Annotated in this window: 18 protein-coding genes; 7 read left to right on the top strand and 11 right to left on the bottom strand. The window is 68.5% G+C overall.

From position 1 onward, the window contains the following. Window positions 1–17: 17 nt before the first annotated feature. The gene (locus TRAD_RS12920) at window positions 18–563 is read left to right on the top strand and encodes a LemA family protein (RefSeq protein ID WP_013179059.1); all 546 of its coding nucleotides are present in this window, start codon (window positions 18–20) and stop codon (window positions 561–563) included. A 197-nt stretch (window positions 564–760) separates the two neighbouring features. Here the strand turns inward: TRAD_RS12920 and TRAD_RS12915 are convergent, their stop codons facing one another. Both TRAD_RS12915 and TRAD_RS12910 read right to left on the bottom strand, forming a co-directional pair. Continuing rightward, window positions 761–2,764, bottom strand: coding sequence for a 30S ribosomal protein S1 (locus TRAD_RS12915; RefSeq protein WP_148221254.1), 2,004 nt, complete (start codon window positions 2,762–2,764; stop codon window positions 761–763). A gap of 508 nt (window positions 2,765–3,272) precedes the next feature. After that, a complete protein-coding gene (locus tag TRAD_RS12910) occupies window positions 3,273–4,448 on the bottom strand; it encodes a THUMP domain-containing class I SAM-dependent RNA methyltransferase (protein WP_013179057.1) in 1,176 nt (391 codons plus the stop codon). Between the two features lie 161 nt (window positions 4,449–4,609). Between TRAD_RS12910 and TRAD_RS12905 the strand changes: the two genes are divergently transcribed. Further along, window positions 4,610–4,954 carry a hypothetical protein gene (locus tag TRAD_RS12905; protein WP_013179056.1) on the top strand — a complete coding sequence of 115 codons (345 nt, stop codon included), beginning with the start codon at window positions 4,610–4,612 and terminating at the stop codon, window positions 4,952–4,954. A gap of 7 nt (window positions 4,955–4,961) precedes the next feature. Here TRAD_RS12905 and TRAD_RS12900 read toward each other — a convergent pair whose 3' ends face one another. The 5 genes from TRAD_RS12900 to TRAD_RS12880 all read right to left on the bottom strand — a co-directional run bounded on the left by TRAD_RS12900 (window position 4,962) and on the right by TRAD_RS12880 (window position 10,439). Continuing rightward, on the bottom strand, window positions 4,962–5,774 hold the full coding sequence (locus tag TRAD_RS12900; protein WP_013179055.1) for an ABC transporter permease: 813 nt from the start codon (window positions 5,772–5,774) through the stop codon (window positions 4,962–4,964). A 31-nt stretch (window positions 5,775–5,805) separates the two neighbouring features. After that, entirely contained in the window at window positions 5,806–6,750 is a 945-nt protein-coding gene (locus tag TRAD_RS12895) for an ABC transporter permease (protein WP_013179054.1), read from the bottom strand. Window positions 6,751–6,765: 15 nt separating this feature from the next. Further along, entirely contained in the window at window positions 6,766–8,244 is a 1,479-nt protein-coding gene (locus tag TRAD_RS12890; RefSeq protein WP_013179053.1) for an ABC transporter substrate-binding protein, read from the bottom strand. Window positions 8,245–8,442: 198 nt separating this feature from the next. Next, a complete protein-coding gene (locus TRAD_RS12885) occupies window positions 8,443–9,669 on the bottom strand; it encodes a M20 family metallopeptidase (RefSeq protein ID WP_013179052.1) in 1,227 nt (408 codons plus the stop codon). Then, on the bottom strand, window positions 9,666–10,439 hold the full coding sequence (locus tag TRAD_RS12880) for an SDR family NAD(P)-dependent oxidoreductase (protein ID WP_013179051.1): 774 nt from the start codon (window positions 10,437–10,439) through the stop codon (window positions 9,666–9,668). The genes TRAD_RS12885 and TRAD_RS12880 overlap by 4 nt, the downstream gene beginning before the upstream one ends. A 261-nt stretch (window positions 10,440–10,700) precedes the next feature. Here TRAD_RS12880 and TRAD_RS16430 point away from each other — a divergent pair, with 261 nt between their 5' ends. The 4 genes from TRAD_RS16430 (at window position 10,701) to TRAD_RS16420 (ending at window position 13,543) form a co-directional block, all read left to right on the top strand. Further along, a complete protein-coding gene (locus tag TRAD_RS16430; protein WP_013179050.1) occupies window positions 10,701–10,982 on the top strand; it encodes a hypothetical protein in 282 nt (93 codons plus the stop codon). Between the two features lie 304 nt (window positions 10,983–11,286). Then, window positions 11,287–12,741, top strand: a complete 1,455-nt coding sequence (gene proS / locus TRAD_RS12870; RefSeq protein WP_013179049.1) for a proline--tRNA ligase — start codon at window positions 11,287–11,289, stop codon at window positions 12,739–12,741. Window positions 12,742–13,182: 441 nt separating this feature from the next. Further along, complete coding sequence (locus TRAD_RS16425) at window positions 13,183–13,329, top strand: hypothetical protein (RefSeq protein ID WP_013179048.1); 147 nt, start codon at window positions 13,183–13,185, stop codon at window positions 13,327–13,329. A gap of 49 nt (window positions 13,330–13,378) precedes the next feature. After that, window positions 13,379–13,543 carry a hypothetical protein gene (locus TRAD_RS16420; RefSeq protein ID WP_013179047.1) on the top strand — a complete coding sequence of 55 codons (165 nt, stop codon included), beginning with the start codon at window positions 13,379–13,381 and terminating at the stop codon, window positions 13,541–13,543. Window positions 13,544–13,770: 227 nt separating this feature from the next. Here TRAD_RS16420 and TRAD_RS12865 read toward each other — a convergent pair whose 3' ends face one another. Further along, window positions 13,771–14,529: a GNAT family N-acetyltransferase gene (locus tag TRAD_RS12865; protein WP_041947301.1), complete on the bottom strand. Its 759-nt coding sequence runs from the start codon at window positions 14,527–14,529 to the stop codon at window positions 13,771–13,773. Between TRAD_RS12865 and TRAD_RS16415 the strand changes: the two genes are divergently transcribed. After that, complete coding sequence (locus TRAD_RS16415; protein WP_185095174.1) at window positions 14,524–14,664, top strand: hypothetical protein; 141 nt, start codon at window positions 14,524–14,526, stop codon at window positions 14,662–14,664. The two genes, TRAD_RS12865 and TRAD_RS16415, sit on opposite strands and share 6 nt — an antisense overlap. A 120-nt stretch (window positions 14,665–14,784) precedes the next feature. Here the strand turns inward: TRAD_RS16415 and TRAD_RS12860 are convergent, their stop codons facing one another. From TRAD_RS12860 to TRAD_RS12850, 3 genes are all read right to left on the bottom strand, one after another. Then, window positions 14,785–15,420, bottom strand: a complete 636-nt coding sequence (locus TRAD_RS12860; RefSeq protein WP_013179045.1) for a DJ-1/PfpI family protein — start codon at window positions 15,418–15,420, stop codon at window positions 14,785–14,787. 33 nt (window positions 15,421–15,453) lie between these two features. After that, a complete protein-coding gene (locus TRAD_RS12855; protein ID WP_013179044.1) occupies window positions 15,454–16,230 on the bottom strand; it encodes an HpcH/HpaI aldolase family protein in 777 nt (258 codons plus the stop codon). Between the two features lie 243 nt (window positions 16,231–16,473). Then, window positions 16,474–17,436, bottom strand: a complete 963-nt coding sequence (locus tag TRAD_RS12850) for a branched-chain amino acid transaminase (RefSeq protein WP_013179043.1) — start codon at window positions 17,434–17,436, stop codon at window positions 16,474–16,476. Window positions 17,437–17,449: the final 13 nt, after the last annotated feature.

The raw sequence follows: 17,449 nt of genomic DNA, 5'->3' as shown, positions 1-17,449 counted from the left end.
GGGCCTAGGAGGTAGCCGTGGGTTGGATCCTGCTCGTGTTGCTCGTCGTCCTGGCGCTCGCTGCGGTCGCGCTCTACAACCGCATCATCGTCCTCGAGAACCGCCTGAAAAACGCCTGGGCGCAGGTCGACGTGCAGCTAAGGCGCCGCAACGACCTCATTCCCAACCTGTTGGAGACCGTCAAGGGGTACGCGGTTCACGAGCGCGAGCTGTTTACCCGCTTGGGTGAGGCGCGCGAGCGCTCGCTGCGTGCGACCAGCATCCCCGAGCAGGCCGACGCCGCCAACCAGGTCACGGCGGCCCTGAGGAGCGTGTTCGCGGTGGCGGAGAACTACCCCGAGCTGCGCGCGAACGAAAACTTCCTCGCGCTCCAGGGCGAGCTCGCGGAGACGGAGAACAAAATCGCCTACGCGCGGCAGTTCTACAACGACGCGGTGCTGCAGTTTAACAACGCCATCCAGACCGTGCCGGGGGTTTTCCTGGCGGGGCCGATGGGTAAGCGCGAGCAGGAGCCGCTCGAGACCCCCGCCGAGGAGCGTCGCGCGCCGAAGGTGGCGTTTTAAGGCTTTAAGGGTGGTCACGACGCACCGCAGCTCCGCGAGTTGCTGCAGGCAGCCCTCGGAAGGTAGCGTGCAGGGTGAACTCTCACGCTCTTACGTAGGGGCGTTGCCGACTAGCTGCTACTAGCGGCGTGAAGTGTGACCTAACCAAAGAGGCGCAGCCCTAAAGCTGCGCCTCTTTTGGGGTCGTGGGTAGGGGCTTACGCCTCGTTATCCTCGGTCTTCTCGGTGGTCGGGCGTTTGCCCTGGCGGAAAGCGGCGGTGAGGAGCGCCGCCGCTTCGGCCGCGTCGATGGCGTTCTCCGGCTCGACCTCTGGCTCTTGATGGCTCGCCTGGGGTTGCGGTTTGGGCGTCTGCGGTTCGGCTGGCGCCCGCTCCGGCGGCGCGCTAGCAGCGGCTTCGGCCTTGGGCGCTTCCGGCTCGCTGGGTGCCTCCTGGGCGGCGGTCTCCTTCTCCGACTCTTTGGCGTCGGTCAGCCCGAACTGCGCGAAGAGGTCGGCGTAGACGTCGCCGAGCTTGGTGGTCGTCTTGGCACCCGCGTCAGCAGCGGCGTACGAGTAGTCGTAGTCGATGCCCTGGCTGCGGCGGCCACCGCGGCGCCCTTTGCGGCTCCCGCCACGGCCCTGAGGGGCGCCCATCGGGACGGTCCCGAGGTCGTCGCTCATGCTGGCGTTGTAGGGCAGCAGGCGCTTGCGCGACAGGCTCGCGCGCTGCTCGACGGGGTCGATGTTGAGGATCACGGCGGTGATCTCGTCGCCACGGCTAAAGTGCTCCGAGATGTCCTCGATGTGCTCGTGGGCGAGCTCGCTGATGTGCACGAGGCCCTCGATGCCCTCTTCGATCTCCATAAAGACGCCGAAGTCGGTAAGGCCGGTGATCGGCCCCGTGACCTCGGTGCCGGGCGGGTAGCGGTCGGGGAGGCTGCTCCAGGGGTCCGGTTGGGTCTGGCGCATACCGAGCGAGATGCGCTGCTGCTGCACGTCGATCTTGAGGATCATCGCCTCGACCTCTTGGCCCTCTTCGAGCAGCTCTTTGGGGTGGCGGACGCGCTTCGTCCAGCTCATCTCGGAGACGTGAATCAGCCCCTCTAACCCCTCTTCGATCTCGACGAAAGCGCCGAACGGGGTGAGGTTGGTGACCTTGCCGCTGATTTTCTGGCCGATGTGGTAGTTGGCCAGCACGTTCTCCCAGGGATCAGCGCGCAGCGACTTCATGGACAGGTTGATGCGCTCGCGCTCCAAGTCCATGTCGAGCACCTCGACCTTGACCTTCTGCCCGACCTCTAAGACTTCGCGCGGGTGGTTGAAGCGGCCGTGGGTGATCTCGCTGCGGTGTACCAGGCCGTCGATCCCGCCTAGGTTGACGAAAGCGCCGAAGTCGGTGATCTCGACGACTTCGCCCTCCAAGCGCGCGCCGGGCTCGAGCTTTTTAAGCGTCTCGGCCTTCTGCTCGGCGAGCTCCTCTTCGAGGATTGAGCGGCGCGAGATGATGACGCGGTTGCGGCGGCGGTTAAGCTCGATGATGCGCACCTTGAGCCGCTTGCCCACGTACGGGGAGAGGTCGTTGACGCGGCGAACGTCAACTTGGCTCGCCGGCAAAAAGGCGCGCACGCCCAGGTTGGCGACCAGACCGCCGCGGACCTTTTCGACGATCTCGACCTCGACCGGCAGCTTCTTGTCGTAGATGTCCTGGAGCAGGTTCCAAGCACGCTCTTGGTCGGCGCGCTTTTTCGACAAGATGATGGTGCTGTTGGGGATGTCGACGCGGACCGCGTAGACCTGCAGCTCGTCGCCCGGTTTAAAGTACTTGGCCGCCTCGGCGGCGTCGACCTCGAACTCGAAGAGCTGGTTGTAGGGGACGAGCCCCTCGACCTTCTGGCCGACGTCGACCACGAGGCCCTCTTGCGAGAGCATGATCACCGTTCCCGTCGTGATCATCCCGCGGTGGATCGGTTTGCGCGCGAGCTGCTCATCAGACGCCGCCATGACCTCCTCCATGGTCATGGTCTCGGCGTCACCGGCTGCGTCGCCGCTCCGGGTCTCGCTGCTATCGGTGCTTTTAGCGTCCACACTCGGCTCGGCAGGAGGTGTCTCGGGCGCGTCCGCTGCTTCGGGGGCGGCGGTGCGCGTCTCGGCGGTCTGCACCACGTCGGGCTGCTCGGCGTCGGTTTGGGTGGGTTCGTCTGTGGGTGTCGCTTGGGTCATACGGTCATCGTTCCTGTCGGGGGTGGCCTCTTCGTGCGAGGGTTTATCCCGATTGGCTCCGAAAACCGCAGCCAGTCCCAGCGCAGCGACCCCCGCGACGACCGCGGCGCCCAAGTTGGGGCCGCCCGTCCGGGCATCTTCGGCTGGCGCACGTGTCGCTTCAGCTCGGGTGTCCTCGTCTGTGGGGGACGCTGAGGTGTCCTCTGCTGAGAGCGCTTCTCTGGTCTCAGCCGACGTCGCGCCCCCACCCTGCGGAGCTGCTTCGGTCGGGGCCTCGGTCGAACCGGAGCTCGGGGCTTGGTCGGTGCTGGAGCCAGGGTGCTCTCCAGCGTGGTTTAACTCTTTATCCATGTAGGGGGGTTCCTCCTTGCCTAGCTTGGTGGCAACATTCCTATTAAAGCACACCTCGCGTAGCGAGCACAAGTTACGGCAGTTGTCACGTTTTGAGCGGGCTTTGCGCGCCGGTGAGCGGCGCTTCGGGGCAGGGCGGTTTCGCGAGCGCCGGGTGTTAGGGCAGCTTTCCGGTGACGAGCACGACGTCTAGGCCGCCGTTTTGAAAGCGCAGCGCCGGCGCTCGCGGGAGCTCGGCGAGCCACGCGGGTTCGGGCATCAAGATGGCGACGCGCCACCCCGAGAGCGGTTTGAGGGCGGTCGCGAGGCGGCGGTAGAGCGCCCGACCCTCGCCCAAGCGATGGCCGTAGGGCGGGTTGCAGACCAGCAGCGCCCGTTCGTGGGGCGCTCGGAGGGGTGCGAGCGGGTGCGTGAGCGCGTCGGCCTGAGTGAACGTGATCGCGCCCGCGACCCCCGCCGCGCGGGCGTTGTGCGTGGCCGCCTCCAACACCCTCGCGTCGCGGTCGAAGCCGTAAAGGCGGGGCAGGCGCTCCGGCGCGGGGGTGCTGAGCGCCTTTTCCCTAAGGCGCGCGTAGCGGGGGGGGCGAAAACTTGGGAAGTGCTCGAAGGCGAAGCGCCGAAACTCGCCGGGGGGGCGGCGGCGCGCGAGGCGCTCGGCCTCTATGAGCAGGGTGCCGCTGCCGCACATGGGGTCGACGATGAGGTCGAACGCGGGGGCGCCTAGAGCGAGCAGGATGCCGGCGGCCAACGTTTCGCGCAAAGGCGCCTCGCCGACATGGGTGCGGTAGCCGCGCCGGTGCAGGTGCTCGCCGCTGGTGTCTAGGCTCAGGGTGCAGCGGTCGCGAAAGAGCCGCGCGTGGACGGTGAGCGGGGCGGCCTCGACGTGCGCCGCGCCGAGGCCCAAAGGGGCGAGCGCGTCCGAGAGGGCGCTGTGGAGCGTCGCGGCGATTTTGGGGCCGTGGCGCAGCCTCGAGGCGCGCGCGGCGACGTGGTACGCCACCTCCTGCTGAAAGCCCACGAAGCGCTCCCAGGGGAGCCTGCGCGCCTTGTTAAAGAGCATGGGGTAGGACTGCGCCAAAAACGCGCCGATGCGCCAGAGCACGCGGTGCGCGGTCGCAAGCTCCAAGTTGGCGTGGTAGAGGCTTTCAAAGGGGCCCCGGAAGCTGACCCCGCCGCGCACGCGCACGAGGTCGGTGACCCCGGGGAGCCCCCGCACCTCCCCTAAGAGGACGGCCTCGAGGCCGGGGGCGCACACCGCTAGAAAGTCGTGCGTCTCACCCCACACGTAGCGCTTGAGGCGGCGCTCGAGCGCGCGCGGCGTTAGCGGCGGCACGGCTAGCACCTCCTGGAGTCGGCGAACATAAAAGCCATCATAGCTAACGCCGCCTTGTCCGGCGCGCGGGCCGCTGCCGAAGCGGCGCAACCGCCCCCGACACGGCGTTTCACATCGTTCAGGAGGGGTTTTGTGACTACGCTTCGGCTGTCGCCACCGGGGTGCCTGCCATCGGTGCGCGGGCCTTTACGCCGGCGCTGCGAACGTTGACGAACTGGGACTTCGCGGCCCACGTCGAGGGGCCAGGCCCGCAATTCATGGGTTGGGGACCCCTGTTGTGGTGGTTGCACGTTCACCTCGGGGCGCAGATCCCCTTTGCGCAGATCGTGCTTCGCAGCCTCCGCAAGTTGCGTAAGGGTGACGGGCTCGAGGTCGCGGTGCGGCGCCTTCTCGAGGAGCAGACGGTCGTCGCCGCCGGCGACCGCGCGCGCTTTCGGGAGGTGGTGCGCGCCGCCTACGACGACCTCTACAAACCGGCCTGGCGAGCGCGGCGAGGCTCGGGGTAAGCCGCGCCTAGCGCCCCCGCGGGTCGCGCAGGTCGCGCAGGCCGTCGCCGAGGAGGCTAAAGCCGAGCACCGTGGCGACGATGGCGAGCCCCGGTACGAGCACCGGGTAGGGGCTGAGCGCCAAAAACCCCTGCGCCTCGCGGAGCATGTTGCCCCAACTCGGGGTGCGCGGCGGGGTGCCGAGGCCGAGAAACGACAGCGCCGCCTCCGCGAGCACGGCGACCGCGAAGCTGAGGCTCGCCTGCACGATAATGGGCGAGAGCGCGTTCGGTAGGATGTGGCGCAGCAGCAAGCGCGCGGGGCTCGAGCCGAGCGCAAAGGACGCCTCGACGAAGTCGCGCCCCTTGAGTTCCAACACGCCCGCCCGCATGAGCCGGGTAAAGACCGGGGTGGTGGCGATGCCGATCGCGACCATCGCCGTCAGGATGCCGGGTTGGTACACGGCGGCCAAGAGGAGCGCCATGAGGATGGGGGGAAACGCGTAGAGCACGTCGACGAGGCGCATGAGGGCTTCGTCGAGGAGCCCGCCGACAAACCCCGCCAGGGCGCCGATGAGGCAGCCCGCGCCGAGGGCGATGCTGACCGCCACAAAACCGACGAAGAGCGCCCCCCTCGAGCCCACCATGAGGCGGCTTAAGAGGTCGCGCCCGAACTGGTCGGTGCCTAGAGGGTGGGCGGCGCTCGGCGGCGCGAGCTGCGCGGCAAAGTTCATCGCGTTGGGGTCGTGCGGGAGCCAGACAAAGCTGAGCAGCGCGCTCACGGTCACGGTGCCGATAAGGAGCGCGCCGACGAGCAGGTTGAGGGGGGGGCGTTGGGGCATGGGTTTTGCGGGGCGACCTTGGGGGAGCGCCTCAGTCGTAGCGGATGCGTGGGTCGAGCAGGCCGTAAGAGAGGTCGACGAGCAGGCTCATAAAGACGATGACGCTGGCGTAGACGAGGATTTCACCCTGCAGCAGCGGGAAGTCGCGGGTGCCGATGGCGGTGAGTGCGAGGCGCCCGAGCCCCGGCAACGAAAACACCTGTTCGATGACGATAGCGCCCACCAGAACCTGCGAAAACGACAGGCCAAACACCGTCACGAGCGTGACGAGGGCGTTGCGCAGGCCGTGCCCCAAGATCACGCGGCGCGCGGGGAGGCCCTTGGCGCGGGCCGTGCGGACAAAGTCTTGCGCGAGGGTCTCGAGCATCGCCGCGCGCGTCATCCGCATGATCACCGCCGCTTGCCCGAGCCCGAGCGCCAGCGTCGGCAGCGCGAGGCTCCGCAGGTACCCCGCGGGGTCGCGCGACCAGGGGACGAAGCCGCCCGCGGGGAGCCAACCGAGCTGCACGCTAAAGAGCAGGATGAGCAGCAGCCCGAGCCAAAACGACGGTACGGCGGCGCCGAGCTGCGCGAGGGCGGTCAGCGCGGGGTCGAGCGGGGTGCCGCGCGCCAAGGCCGCGGCGATCCCGAGCGGCAGGGCGATGAGGCAAGCGAGCAGCATCCCGCCCAAGGCGAGCGGCAAGGAGACGGCGAGGCGCTCGGCGATAAGCGCCCGCACGGGCGTACCGTAGTTGAGCGAGGTGCCGAAGTCGCCCCGTAGGGCGCCGCCGAACCACCCTACGAAGCGCGTCAGCGGCGGCTCGTCGAGGCCGAGCTGGGCGCGCAGCGCGGCGACCGCCTCGGGGGAGGCGTTCAGGCCCAAGATCGCCACGGCGGGGTCGCCGGGGATCGCCTGCAGCGCCCCGAAGACGAGCGCCGCCGCCAGGGTGACGCTGAGGAGCGCGGAGGCGAGGCGGCGCAGGAGGTAGGCGAGCACGGACCCAGAGCGGGGTTAGGGTTGGGCGAGGTACGCCTCGGTGAGGTTGATCGCGGGCGTCGGTTGGTCCTCCCAGAAGCCGTACAGGTCGGCCCGCGCCGCCACCAGGTAGGGCGGGCTCAGCACCCAGACGTTGACCGCTTCGTCGGCGATGCGTTGCGCGACCTCCTTTAAGAGCTCGTTTCGTTCGGTTTCGTCCACCGCGCGTTCGGCCTGCTCCAAAAGCGCCTGCACGTCGCGGTTGTTGTAGCGGAAGTAGTACTCGGGGTTGCCGTAGATGCCGATGTCGCGCGGTTCGGAGTGGCCGATGATGGTGAGTTCATAGTCGGCGTTCGTAAAGATGCGCTCGAGCCAGGTCGTCCACTCGACGTTGGTGACGTTCGCGGTGATACCCACGTCGGCGAGCTGCTGCGCGATGACCTCGCCGACGCGGCGCTCGATGGGGTAGGGGGGGAGCTCGAAGGTGAGCGTGAGGCCATCCTCGAACCCCGCTTCGGCGAGCAGTTCGCGGGCGCGCTCGGGGTCGTACGGGTAGGGCTCGACGTCGATAAAGTAGGGCTCGATGGGGCTGGCGTGCGTGCCGATGGGGGTGCCGAAACCGAAAAGCGCCCCCTCGATGATGGCTTGCTTGTCGATGGCGTGGGTTATCGCTTGGCGCACCCGCAGGTCGCTTAAGGGTTCGCGGGCGTTATTCATCGCCAGGGTGATCTCGGTCGTCGCCGAACCCTCGGTGAGTTTAAGGTTGGGGTCGGCCTGCACCTGCAGCGCGTTCTCGGGGCTCAGCGCGACGCCCACCATGTCGATGTCGCCCGCTTGGAGCGCGGCGAGCTGCGCGCTGGGGTCTTCGATGATGCGAAAGGTCACAGCGTCTAGGTAGGCGCTTTCGCCGTGGTAGTCGTCAAAGCGCTCTAGGCGCACCTCGCTGCCGCGCACCCACTCGGCGAAGCGGAAGGGCCCCGTGCCGACGGGGGCGGTTCGCTGCGTCTCTTCGGTGCCCGCGGGGTAGATGATCGAGGAGGGCCGCGCGAGGTTGTAAAGGAGGCTCGCGGAGGGGTGGGTGAGGGTAAAGGTCACCGTGTTGCCCTCGGCGCTCACGGTGTCGATCGCCGTGTAGTACTCGGGGTGGGTGTGGCCTGCGTCGGGGTCACGCGCCCGCTCGAACTTGGCGAGGACGTCTTCGGCCGTAAAGGTGCTGCCATCGTGAAAGGTGACCCCTTCGCGCAGGGTAAAGGTCCAGCTGAGGCCGTCTTCGGACACCTCCCACGACTCGGCGAGCCCGGGTGTGATCTCACCGTGGCGGTTCAGCATCACCAGCCCTTCGTAGACGTTGCCGTAGGTGACGCGGTTGATCTCCTGCGAGTTGGAGACCGTCGGGTCCCAACCGGGGGGTTCGACGACGATCGCCACCGTGATCTCGCCGCCCTGCTGGGGTGGGGGAGCGCCCACGGCGGACGCGGCGAAAAGAAGCGTAGAGAGCGCTAGAAGGTGTTTCATAGGTCTCCTCTATGGGTCTCCTCGGGCCGCGCTGCGGCCCCTACGTGATGTCGTGCTAGTTTACCGCGCCCGCTTTCCTAGGGCTCCAGTGTTCTCGGACCAGGGCGCACCGCTTGACGGGGGCTGGCGGGTAGCGTGTGGCCGGTCGTGTGGGTTGTCGGTGGCTTCTCAGGGCCGAAACGCCCCTTGAGCGCTGCTTTAGGCGAGAAAGTAGACGGCGGCCGCCGCGTAGAGCCTAGCTGCCTGCACGAGGTCATCGACCGCCACGTATTCGTCGCGCTGATGCGGCACGGTGCGCCCGCCCGGCCCGACCGTTACGACGGGTACGCCCGCCCAGGCGTGTAAAAAGGTGCCGTCGGTAGCGCCGGGGACGCCGCCGTAGCGCGGCGGGGTGCCGAACACGTGGACGTAGGCGGCCTCTAGCGCCCGTACCAAGGGGTCGTCTGCGGGCGTCTGCGTCCAGGGGCGGTCTTCGAGCAGCGTCAAGGAGAGCGCCGCGTCCCCCTGCACCTGCTCGGCGAGCGCCCCGAGGCGCCCGAGGAGCGCGCGGTGGTCCTGCCCCGGTACCGTGCGGATGTCAAGGGCGCAGAGGGCGGTTTCGGGCAGGACGTTGAGCTGCGCTTCGCCCCGCTCCGGCGCGCGCAAGATAGTCGGGGTGAGGTAGGGGAGCCCCAGGAAGGGGTGAGCGCCCAAACGCCTCTGCTCGTCGTGCTCGAGCTCCCCCACTGCCCCCAAAAACCGCACGAGCGGCGGCACCGGATTCACCCCCGCGTAGGGCATCGCGCCGTGCGCCATCACGCCGCGCGCGCGCACCTCGACGCGCAGCGCCCCCTTTTGCCACAGGCACAGCTCGTTCTCCTCGGGTTCGCAGATGATCGCGCCAGCGACCCCGCGTGCCCACCCCCGGCGGATAAAGTGCTTGACGCCGAGCATGAGCCCCTCTTCGTCGACCACGAAGCCGAGGCGCAAGCGGCCGCCGAGCTCGGGCGCGGCTGCGCGCACCGCCTCGGCCGCGACGACCGCCGCCGCGACGCCCGCTTTCATGTCGCACGCGCCGCGGCCGTAGAGGCGCCCCCCCTCGAGCACCCCCGCGAAGGGGGGGTGCTTCCAGGCCGCCGCGTCGCCCTCGGTGACGACGTCGGTGTGCCCCCCAAACAGCAGCGTCTTGTGGCGTTTGGGGTCGAAGCGCGACCCGCTCCAGTCGGCGATCACGTTGGGGCGCCCCGGCGCCACCTCTTCGAGCGTGACCGAGAAGCCGCTCTCGCGCAAGGTCGCGGCGAGAAAGCGCGCGGCTTCGGCCTCCGCGCAGCCCCGCTCCGGTTCGAAGACGCTGCGGCGCTGCACCAGCGCCCGGGCGAGGGCGACCGCCCGCTCCGGATCGACCGCCGCCGCCGCGCGCGCGGCGAGCGCTTCACACGGGGTCATAGGGGCGGTGTAAAGCGCCCGTCGACCGCCGTCCAGCCGCCATCGACGACGAGGAGGGTGCCGGTGACGTAGGAGGCGGCGCGGCTCGCGAGAAAGACCGCCGCGCCGACCATTTCGTCCGGCGTCGCCCAACGCCCGAGCGCACCCTTGTCGGCGTAGGCGCGGTACCACTCGGGGTGCGCTTTGATGGGGGCGGTGAGCGGTGTCTCGACCACCCCCGGGGCGATAGCGTTGGCGCGCACCCCGTAGGGGCCAAGTTCGGCGGCGAGCGCCCGCACCAGCTGCAAGGCCCCCGCTTTCGTCGCGGCGTAGACCCCTTGCCCCGGTTCGACGACCTGCGCGCGGATACTTGAAAAGAGCACGATGCTCCCGCCCCCCGCCTCCGCCATCCGCCGTCCGGCGGCCTGCAGTGCAAAAAAACTTCCCTTGAGGTTAAGGTTGACAACCCGCTCGAACTCAGCCTCGGAGAGCTCCAAAAGCCGTTTGCGCACGTTGATAGCGGGGGTGCAGATGAGGATATCGAGTTTGGGGAGCGCCCCTATAACCGCGGCGACCTGCGCGCTATCGGTGAGGTCGAGGCGCGTCGCTTCACCGGGGCCTTCGAGGCCAACCCGCACCCGCTCGGCGGCCCCGAGGTCGAGGTCGGCGCAGGTGACAAAGGCGCCGAACGCCGAGAGCCCTTGCGCCACGGCGGCACCGATACCCGAGCCCGCGCCGATGACCAACGCGCGCCTATCTGAGAGGTCGAAAAGGCTTCGGTAGGGGGTCATAGGCGGTTGTATCAGGTTGCTCTCCCGTTCGCAAGATGAACCCTTGACAAAGGGCGGCGCGACCCCCTTAAACTCAGCGTGGCGTCGGGTCGTAGGTGCTAGGGGCGCGACCTACTGCCCTCCTAGGCGTCCTGACCCAATCTGCGGAGCGACGCGCGTAGCAAGCACGCTTTATGCGTTTACCTTTCATCAAACTGCAGTGTGGCTTAACGTTTGCCATATCACCCTTTGCTACGGTGTCGCTAAAGGAGGCGTTGACCTATGTCTAAAAAGTTACTCATCCTGCTAGCGTCGCTTTCGGTCTCTCTGGCCCTCGTCGCGTGTGAGCCCGGTGGTGGGGCCGGCACGGGCACGGGTACCACCGGCGCGCCCGCGACGACGACGGACACGGCTGAACCGACCGATCCCGCGGCGACCGACCCCGCCACCGACCCGGCGGTCACCGAGCCCGCACAGCCCGAGGCCACCACGACGACCGACACGGTGACTCCCGACGACGCCGACGACGCGGCTGATGACCAGGACGACGCGACCGGCAACTAACCGCTGGTAGCGCCAAGGACATGACGGAGATGAGGGTGCCGCAAGGCACCCTTTTTGACGCACCCTCACCGTTTTGATGCACCCTCACCGGCCCGCCTTTGGGCGCTGCTGTCTCGTCGCTACGGCGGCGGCCGCCACGACACCTCTGTTGCGCCGGTGCTGAGCGTGGTGCTGGCGCCCGCGCTGCGCAGCACCCGCCGCGGGCTCGGTTTATAGGGCACTTGGGTGGCGAGCAGCTGACGCGCTAAAACCCCTGGCCTTGGCCCAAAGCCGCGCGCGACGCTTTCGCGGTAGGCTAGGCGTCATGACGAAGACGAAGCAGCGCGGGCTCACCCCGCAACACGAAGACTTTAGCGCCTGGTACAACGAAGTGGTCTACAAAGCGGACCTCGCCGACCTCAGCCCGGTGCGTGGTTCGATCATCGTCAAACCCTACGGGTACGCCATCTGGGAGAACATCCAGCGTCACCTCGACGCGATGTTCAAGGCCACGGGGCACGAAAACCTCTACTTCCCGCTGCTGATTCCCACGAGCTTTTTCGAGCGCGAAGCGGACCACGTCGAGGGGTTTTCGCCGGAGCTGGCGGTGGTGACGCACGCGGGGGGCAAAGCGCTCGAGGAGCCCCTAGCGATTCGCCCGACGAGCGAGACCATCATCGGCGAGGCCTATAGCAAATGGATCCAGTCCTACCGCGACCTGCCGCTGCTATACAACCAGTGGTGCAACGTGCTGCGCTGGGAGCTGCGCACCCGGCCCTTTTTGCGCACCACCGAATTCTTGTGGCAAGAGGGTCACACCGCGCACGCTACGGCCGAAGAGGCGATGGCGGAGACCCGGCAGATGCTCGAGATCTACGCCGAGTTCGCCGAGCGCTACGGAGCGCTGCCCGTCTTTAGGGGCGAAAAGACCCCCGGCGAGCGCTTCGCGGGCGCCCAGAACACCTACACCATCGAGGCTATGATGCGCGACGGCAAGGCGCTCCAGGCCGGTACGAGCCACTACATGGGCGACAACTTCGCGCGCGCCTTTAACATCACCTTTAACGACGTCAACAACCAGCAGGCGTTTGTGCACACGACCTCGTGGGGGCTCTCGTGGCGCTTTATCGGGGCGCTCATCATGACCCACGGCGACGACAAGGGGCTTATCCTGCCGCCCCCCCTGGCGCCCCATCAGGTCGTCGTCGTGCCCATCTACCGCGCCGACGACGACGCGGCGCGCGCGGCGGTGCTCGCCGAGGTAGGCAAGCTGCACGCCGCTCTAAAAGACGCGGGCGTGCGGGTCAAGGTCGACGACCGCCAGGGGATGAGCCCGGGGTGGAAGTTTAACGAGTGGGAGCAAAAGGGGGTGCCGCTGCGCCTCGAGCTCGGCCCCAAAGACCTAGAGGCGGGCGCCGCGCTGCTCGCCGACCGGCTCTCCGGCGAAAAGCGCCCCGTCAAGCTCGCCAACTTGGCGCAGACCCTGCCCGACGAGCTCGAGCGCTTTCAAGCGGCCCTCTTCGAGCGCGCCCGTGACTTTCGCGACGCGCACATCCGCGAGGTGCACACCCTCGAGGAGTTTAGGGAGGGGGTCGAGGAGGGCTTCGTCTACGCCACGCACTGCGGCGACGCCGACTCCGAGCGCTGGCTCCAGGAGCACACCAAAGCGACCGCGCGCTGCGTCCCCTTCGACGGTCCGAGCGCCGAAGGGAGCACGTGCGTCCACACCGGCAAGCCGAGCGGCTACCCGCGCAAGGTGATCTTCGGCAAAGCCTACTGAGCGCGTACCGCTGCGCCCGTCCAACCAGGACCTAACCTAGAGGTGGCCTTCGGGCTACCTGCTTTTTTGCATACCGGTGGGCATCTGGGGGGTCTTAAACACGCAGGCCCAAGCTGCAGTGACCGTTGTACTTCGACCCCCATAGGCTTCGCTGTCGCTGCGACGGCTCGCCGAGACGGCTGCCGCTCGGGCGCGCCCGCGTCGTCCAAAGGCGGCTTTCCGCTGATCTTTTTTGTCCCGGCGCCGGTTTGATGAGCTCTGCCCCTGTCGACAACGCCGCTGTGTACTCTCTCCCTGAAAAGACCGATGGGTTGACCAAGGGATGACATTTCCTCTGAATATGCGCTTGCATATTCGCTAGGAAGCTGCTACACTGAGGTCGGCCCGCTCTGGGCACCCCCCCGACAACGCCCGTGCTTGGAGCACGAGAAAGGACACCTAATGCTGTCGCACACGAGCTTTACCCTGCTGGCCAGCAACCACATCGCCGAACTCCAGCGCCACGCCAAATCGCAGCGCCTCGCGCGCACCGCGTACCCCGACCGCGAACGTACCCCCCGCGTCCTCTGGCACTGGGCGAACCGCTAACGCATCCCGCGCCGTTCGCTCCGGCCCCTCGTCTACAAAGGAGACAACGATGTACCTAGACTTTCACTACGACTACGCCCAAGACCGCATGAGGGAACTTCTCGCCGAAGCGCGCGCCGCCCGTATGACCCCGAGCTTCCGCAGCCGCTTGGCGCGTGCCCTCCGGCGCCAGCCGAAGCGCCCTGTAGCGCGCACACCCCAGCGGTCGCTCTAGACCCGAAAACTCCCAACGGTTCGCCCAGCCCCCAGCGGCTGGGTTTTTTGCGCGCCCTCAGCGCCGAGGGCGTCGTCTTCGAGCGGCGTCAGGCCGAGACGGTAAGCGTAGCGACCGCCCCCCGGACGCTACCGAACGGCTTTTGGCCGTCCTCGCGTCGAGGCGGCGAGGCCCGCCAAACGCTGCCCCACGTGCGCTGCTCCATGAACGCTAGCGTAGGGTCACCCCTAGAGCGCCGCCTGGTAGAGGGTGTAGCGTCCCTCCGGCACGCCGCCACACGCCCTCAAAAAGGCCTCGGCGGCCGACGTCGTGGGTACGGGGCCGACGCTGAGGCGCGCCCAGCCGCGCGCGCGGGCCGCCGCTAACGCGCTCCCTAAAAGCGCGCGCCCGACGCCCCGCCCCCTCGCCGCGGGCGCGACACCCCCGAGGAGGCGGCCGCACCGGACGGGGCGCGCCGCGGGGTCCTCGTAGAGGAGGGCGAAACCGACCGGTGCCCCACCGGCAAGGGCGAGATAGCCGAAGGGGCGGCGGGGTTCCCACCACCTCAGGGCCGCCGCTACTTCGGCCGCGTCCGGGGGGGAGAGCGCCGGTGAGGGGGCGACCGCCGCGCGAAAGAGGGGGAGCAGGTCGCCCGCCAGCCGCTCGAGCGCCAGCGGCGCGAGCTCGAGCGCCCCCGCGGGCGGGGGGCCTGGGTGCGCGGCGGGCACCTCGAGCTCGACGAGGCGCGCCTCGCCAAGAGGCACCATCAGCGCGCCCAAGTGCTCGCCCAGGTAGGGGGGCGCGTAAGGGGTGTCGGTGGGCGGCGGCCGGTGCCAGTGGCTGACGAGCACCCCGCCGCCCAAGTGGGGCAGCAGGTGGGTCGGGCCGATGAGCGCCCGCACCCCCTGCGGGCGCAGGTGCTCGGCCAGGGCGTCGAGCAAAACGGTCAACGCACCGCGGTCGTTGGCGGCGTGCAGCATCGTCAGGTAGGCGGTGCCCCTTTGCACGGGGTCGCGGCGCACGGCAACCGCGGCGACTGGCTGATCGAAGCTCGAGGCCCCGTAAAGCGGGGTGCGGGGGAGCGCCTCGACCCAGACGCGCAGCGGCGCAAGCTCACCCAGCGCGCGGCGCAGCGCCCCTAGGTGCGGCGCGCGCCACTTGGGGTCGCGGGCGTAGAGGCGGCGCCACTTGCCGACAAACGCCCGCCGGTCCCAGAACCCCTCGGCCAGGACGACGTGGTGGTTGAAAAACTCGGGGGGCGTCTAGGCCCCCTCGGCGGCGAACGCGGGGTTCCAGTCGTACTCCATGTGCCGCGCCGTCCAGGCGGCGACCTCGGCGCCGTGCAGCTTGGCGACGAGGTAGAGGGCGAGGTCGATCCCCGCCGAGATGCCCGCTGCGGTCAGGACGCGGCCCTCGTCGACGAAGCGCGCGTCCTCGGCGACCGCGACCTGCGGGTACCTGTCGCGCATCGCCTGCACGCTCCCCCAGTGCGTGGTGGCACGCCGGCCATCGAGTAGCCCGCACTCGGCGAGCAAAAAGGCGCCCGTGCAGACGCTCGCGGTGAGCTCCGCGCGCGCGTGCTGCTGCTTGAGCCACCGAAGTAGGGCGCCGTTACGCCGCTCGCGCCGCGTCCCGCGCCCGCCGGGGATGACCACGAGGTCTAAAGGGGGGTGGTCGTCGAGGGTGTGGTCGGGGACGACCCGCAACCCGTAGCGCGCGCGCACCACCTCCGGCGTCGCCGCAAGCGTCACGACGTCAAAGAGCCGCGCCTCGTCCTCCTCGCGGCCGGGGGGGCGGGCGACCGAAAAGACCTCGAAGGGACCGCAGAAGTCGAGCACCTCGACGTCGTCGAAGATCACGATACCGACCGTTCGGCGCTTGGGGGGGGTAGGGGTCATGCTCTAGCTTACCCGGACGGCCTGTGCGGGGGCCTACGTGTGTGAGGTGCGTGAGGGCGCGTCAAACGCCCGCAGCCGCGCGCTCGCCGCCTCGGTCAAGCAGCGCGCGTCGGTAGCGACCACGACGAGCTGCGCGCCCTTTTCGACGAGCGCGCGCCCGAAGCTCGGGTCGTCGGAGAAGCTGCCCGCGACCAGCCCCCGGCGGCGGCACGCCTCCAGGATGCGCGTCACCGCCGCGACGTGCGCCGGGTGCGGGTTGTCGGGTTGTGGCGGGAGCCCCAGCGCGTAGGAGAGGTCGATGGGGCCGATAAACACGCCCGTTAGCCCCGGCGTGTCGCAGATGGCCTCGAGGTTAGCGAGCCCCTGTTCGGTCTCGATCATCACGAAGACGCTCACCGCGTCGTTCGCGCGAGCCGCGTAGTCGCTCCCGTAGAGTAGGGACGCGCGCACCGGGCCGTACGAGCGCCGCCCCGCAGGGGGGTAGCGGCAGGCCGCGACGACCGCCGCCGCCTCCGCCGGGGTGTTGACGAGCGGCACGATGACCCCCGCGGCGCCCAAGTCGAGGGCTCTGCCGATGAGGGCCGGGTCGTGCGACGGGACGCGGACGAGGGCGCTCGCACCGGTCTGCGAGACGGCCTGCAGCATCCCCAGGAGGTCGCTCTCGGTGAGAAGGCCGTGCTGCAGATCGAGGCAGAGGGCGTCGAAGCCGAGGCGAGCGAGGCTCTCGGCGACGAGGGGGTGGTTGAGGGTGACCCAGGCGGCGCGGGCGCAGCGGCCCTCGGTCCAGAGGCGGCGGAGGGGGGTGTCCATGGGGGCTCTTACCTTACCGCGTGCGACGGGGGAGGATGGCGCCTCGGTAGCGGGGGGTGGGTGAAGCGGGTAAAAAAAAGAGCGCTCTTGCGAGCGCTGATAAGGGTAGTGTACACCGATATGCGACATTCGTCAAGAGGATGCACCGAGGCCGGGCGAAAACCTCTGCAGAGCTTCGACAAAGGCCCCCGAAAGGCCGGAAACGTCGCTTTCGGGGGCGCCACCACGGTGCGGCAGCTTGCGCTAACCGTTGACGTAGCTCAGCCAGTGGTCGAACTCGGGCACCTCGCCGCTCACCACCTTGAGGTAGGTTTCGCGCATCTTGAGCGAGAACTCGCCCGCTTTGCCGGTGCCGATGGGGCGGCGGTCGATGGAGGAGACCGGTGTGACCTCGGCGGCGGTGCCGACCATAAAGACCTCGTCGGCGGTGTAGAGCTCGTCGCGGGTCGCCATCGTCGGCACCACGGGGGTGCCCATCCACTCGGCGATCTTGATGACCGTGTCGCGGGTGATGCCGCGCAGGTTGACCGAGTGCGCGATGGGGTAGAGGGTGCCGCCCTTGAGGAAGAAGATGTTCTCGCCGGAGCCCTCGGCGACGAACCCCTCTTTGTCGAGTAAGAGCGCCTCATCAAAACCGCTCCCGCGCGCCTCTTGGTTGGCCAGAACCGAGTTGATGTAGTTGCCCCCCGCTTTGGACTTCGTGGGCATGACGTCGCCAGGGCTCCGGCGCCACGAGCTGGTGACGAGCTTGGCGCCCTCGCGGATCGCCTCTTCGCCCAGGTACACGCCCCAGGGGAGGGTTGCGACCATAAAGTGCACGCGGTTTCTGCCGGGGTTGACGCCCAAAGACTCGGCGCCGTACCAGAGGAGCGGCCGGATATAGCAGGCGTCGCGGCCGTTGTGACGGATGGTCTCGAGCACCGCGTGGTTGATCTCGTCGGCGCTATAGGGCACGGGCATGCCGATGATCTTGGCCGAGTCGATAAGGCGCTGCGAGTGCTCGGGCAGGCGAAAGACGGCCGGGCCGCGCGCCGTCTTGTAGGCGCGGATGCCCTCGAAGACGCTGGTGCCGTAGTGAAGCGCGTGCGTGAGCACCGACACCTTGGCTTCGGCGGCGGGGACGAGTTCGCCTTCAAACCAGATAAGGCCGGCGTCTAAAGCCGAGGTGCTCGCAGGAGCGCTCTTCTCGGTTAGGGGTACGGTCATGTCAACCTCCTGT

The organism is Truepera radiovictrix DSM 17093, assembly GCF_000092425.1.
GTDB classification, from domain to species: Bacteria; Deinococcota; Deinococci; order Deinococcales; family Trueperaceae; genus Truepera; species Truepera radiovictrix.
This window is presented reverse-complemented; position numbering and strand designations above follow the sequence as displayed.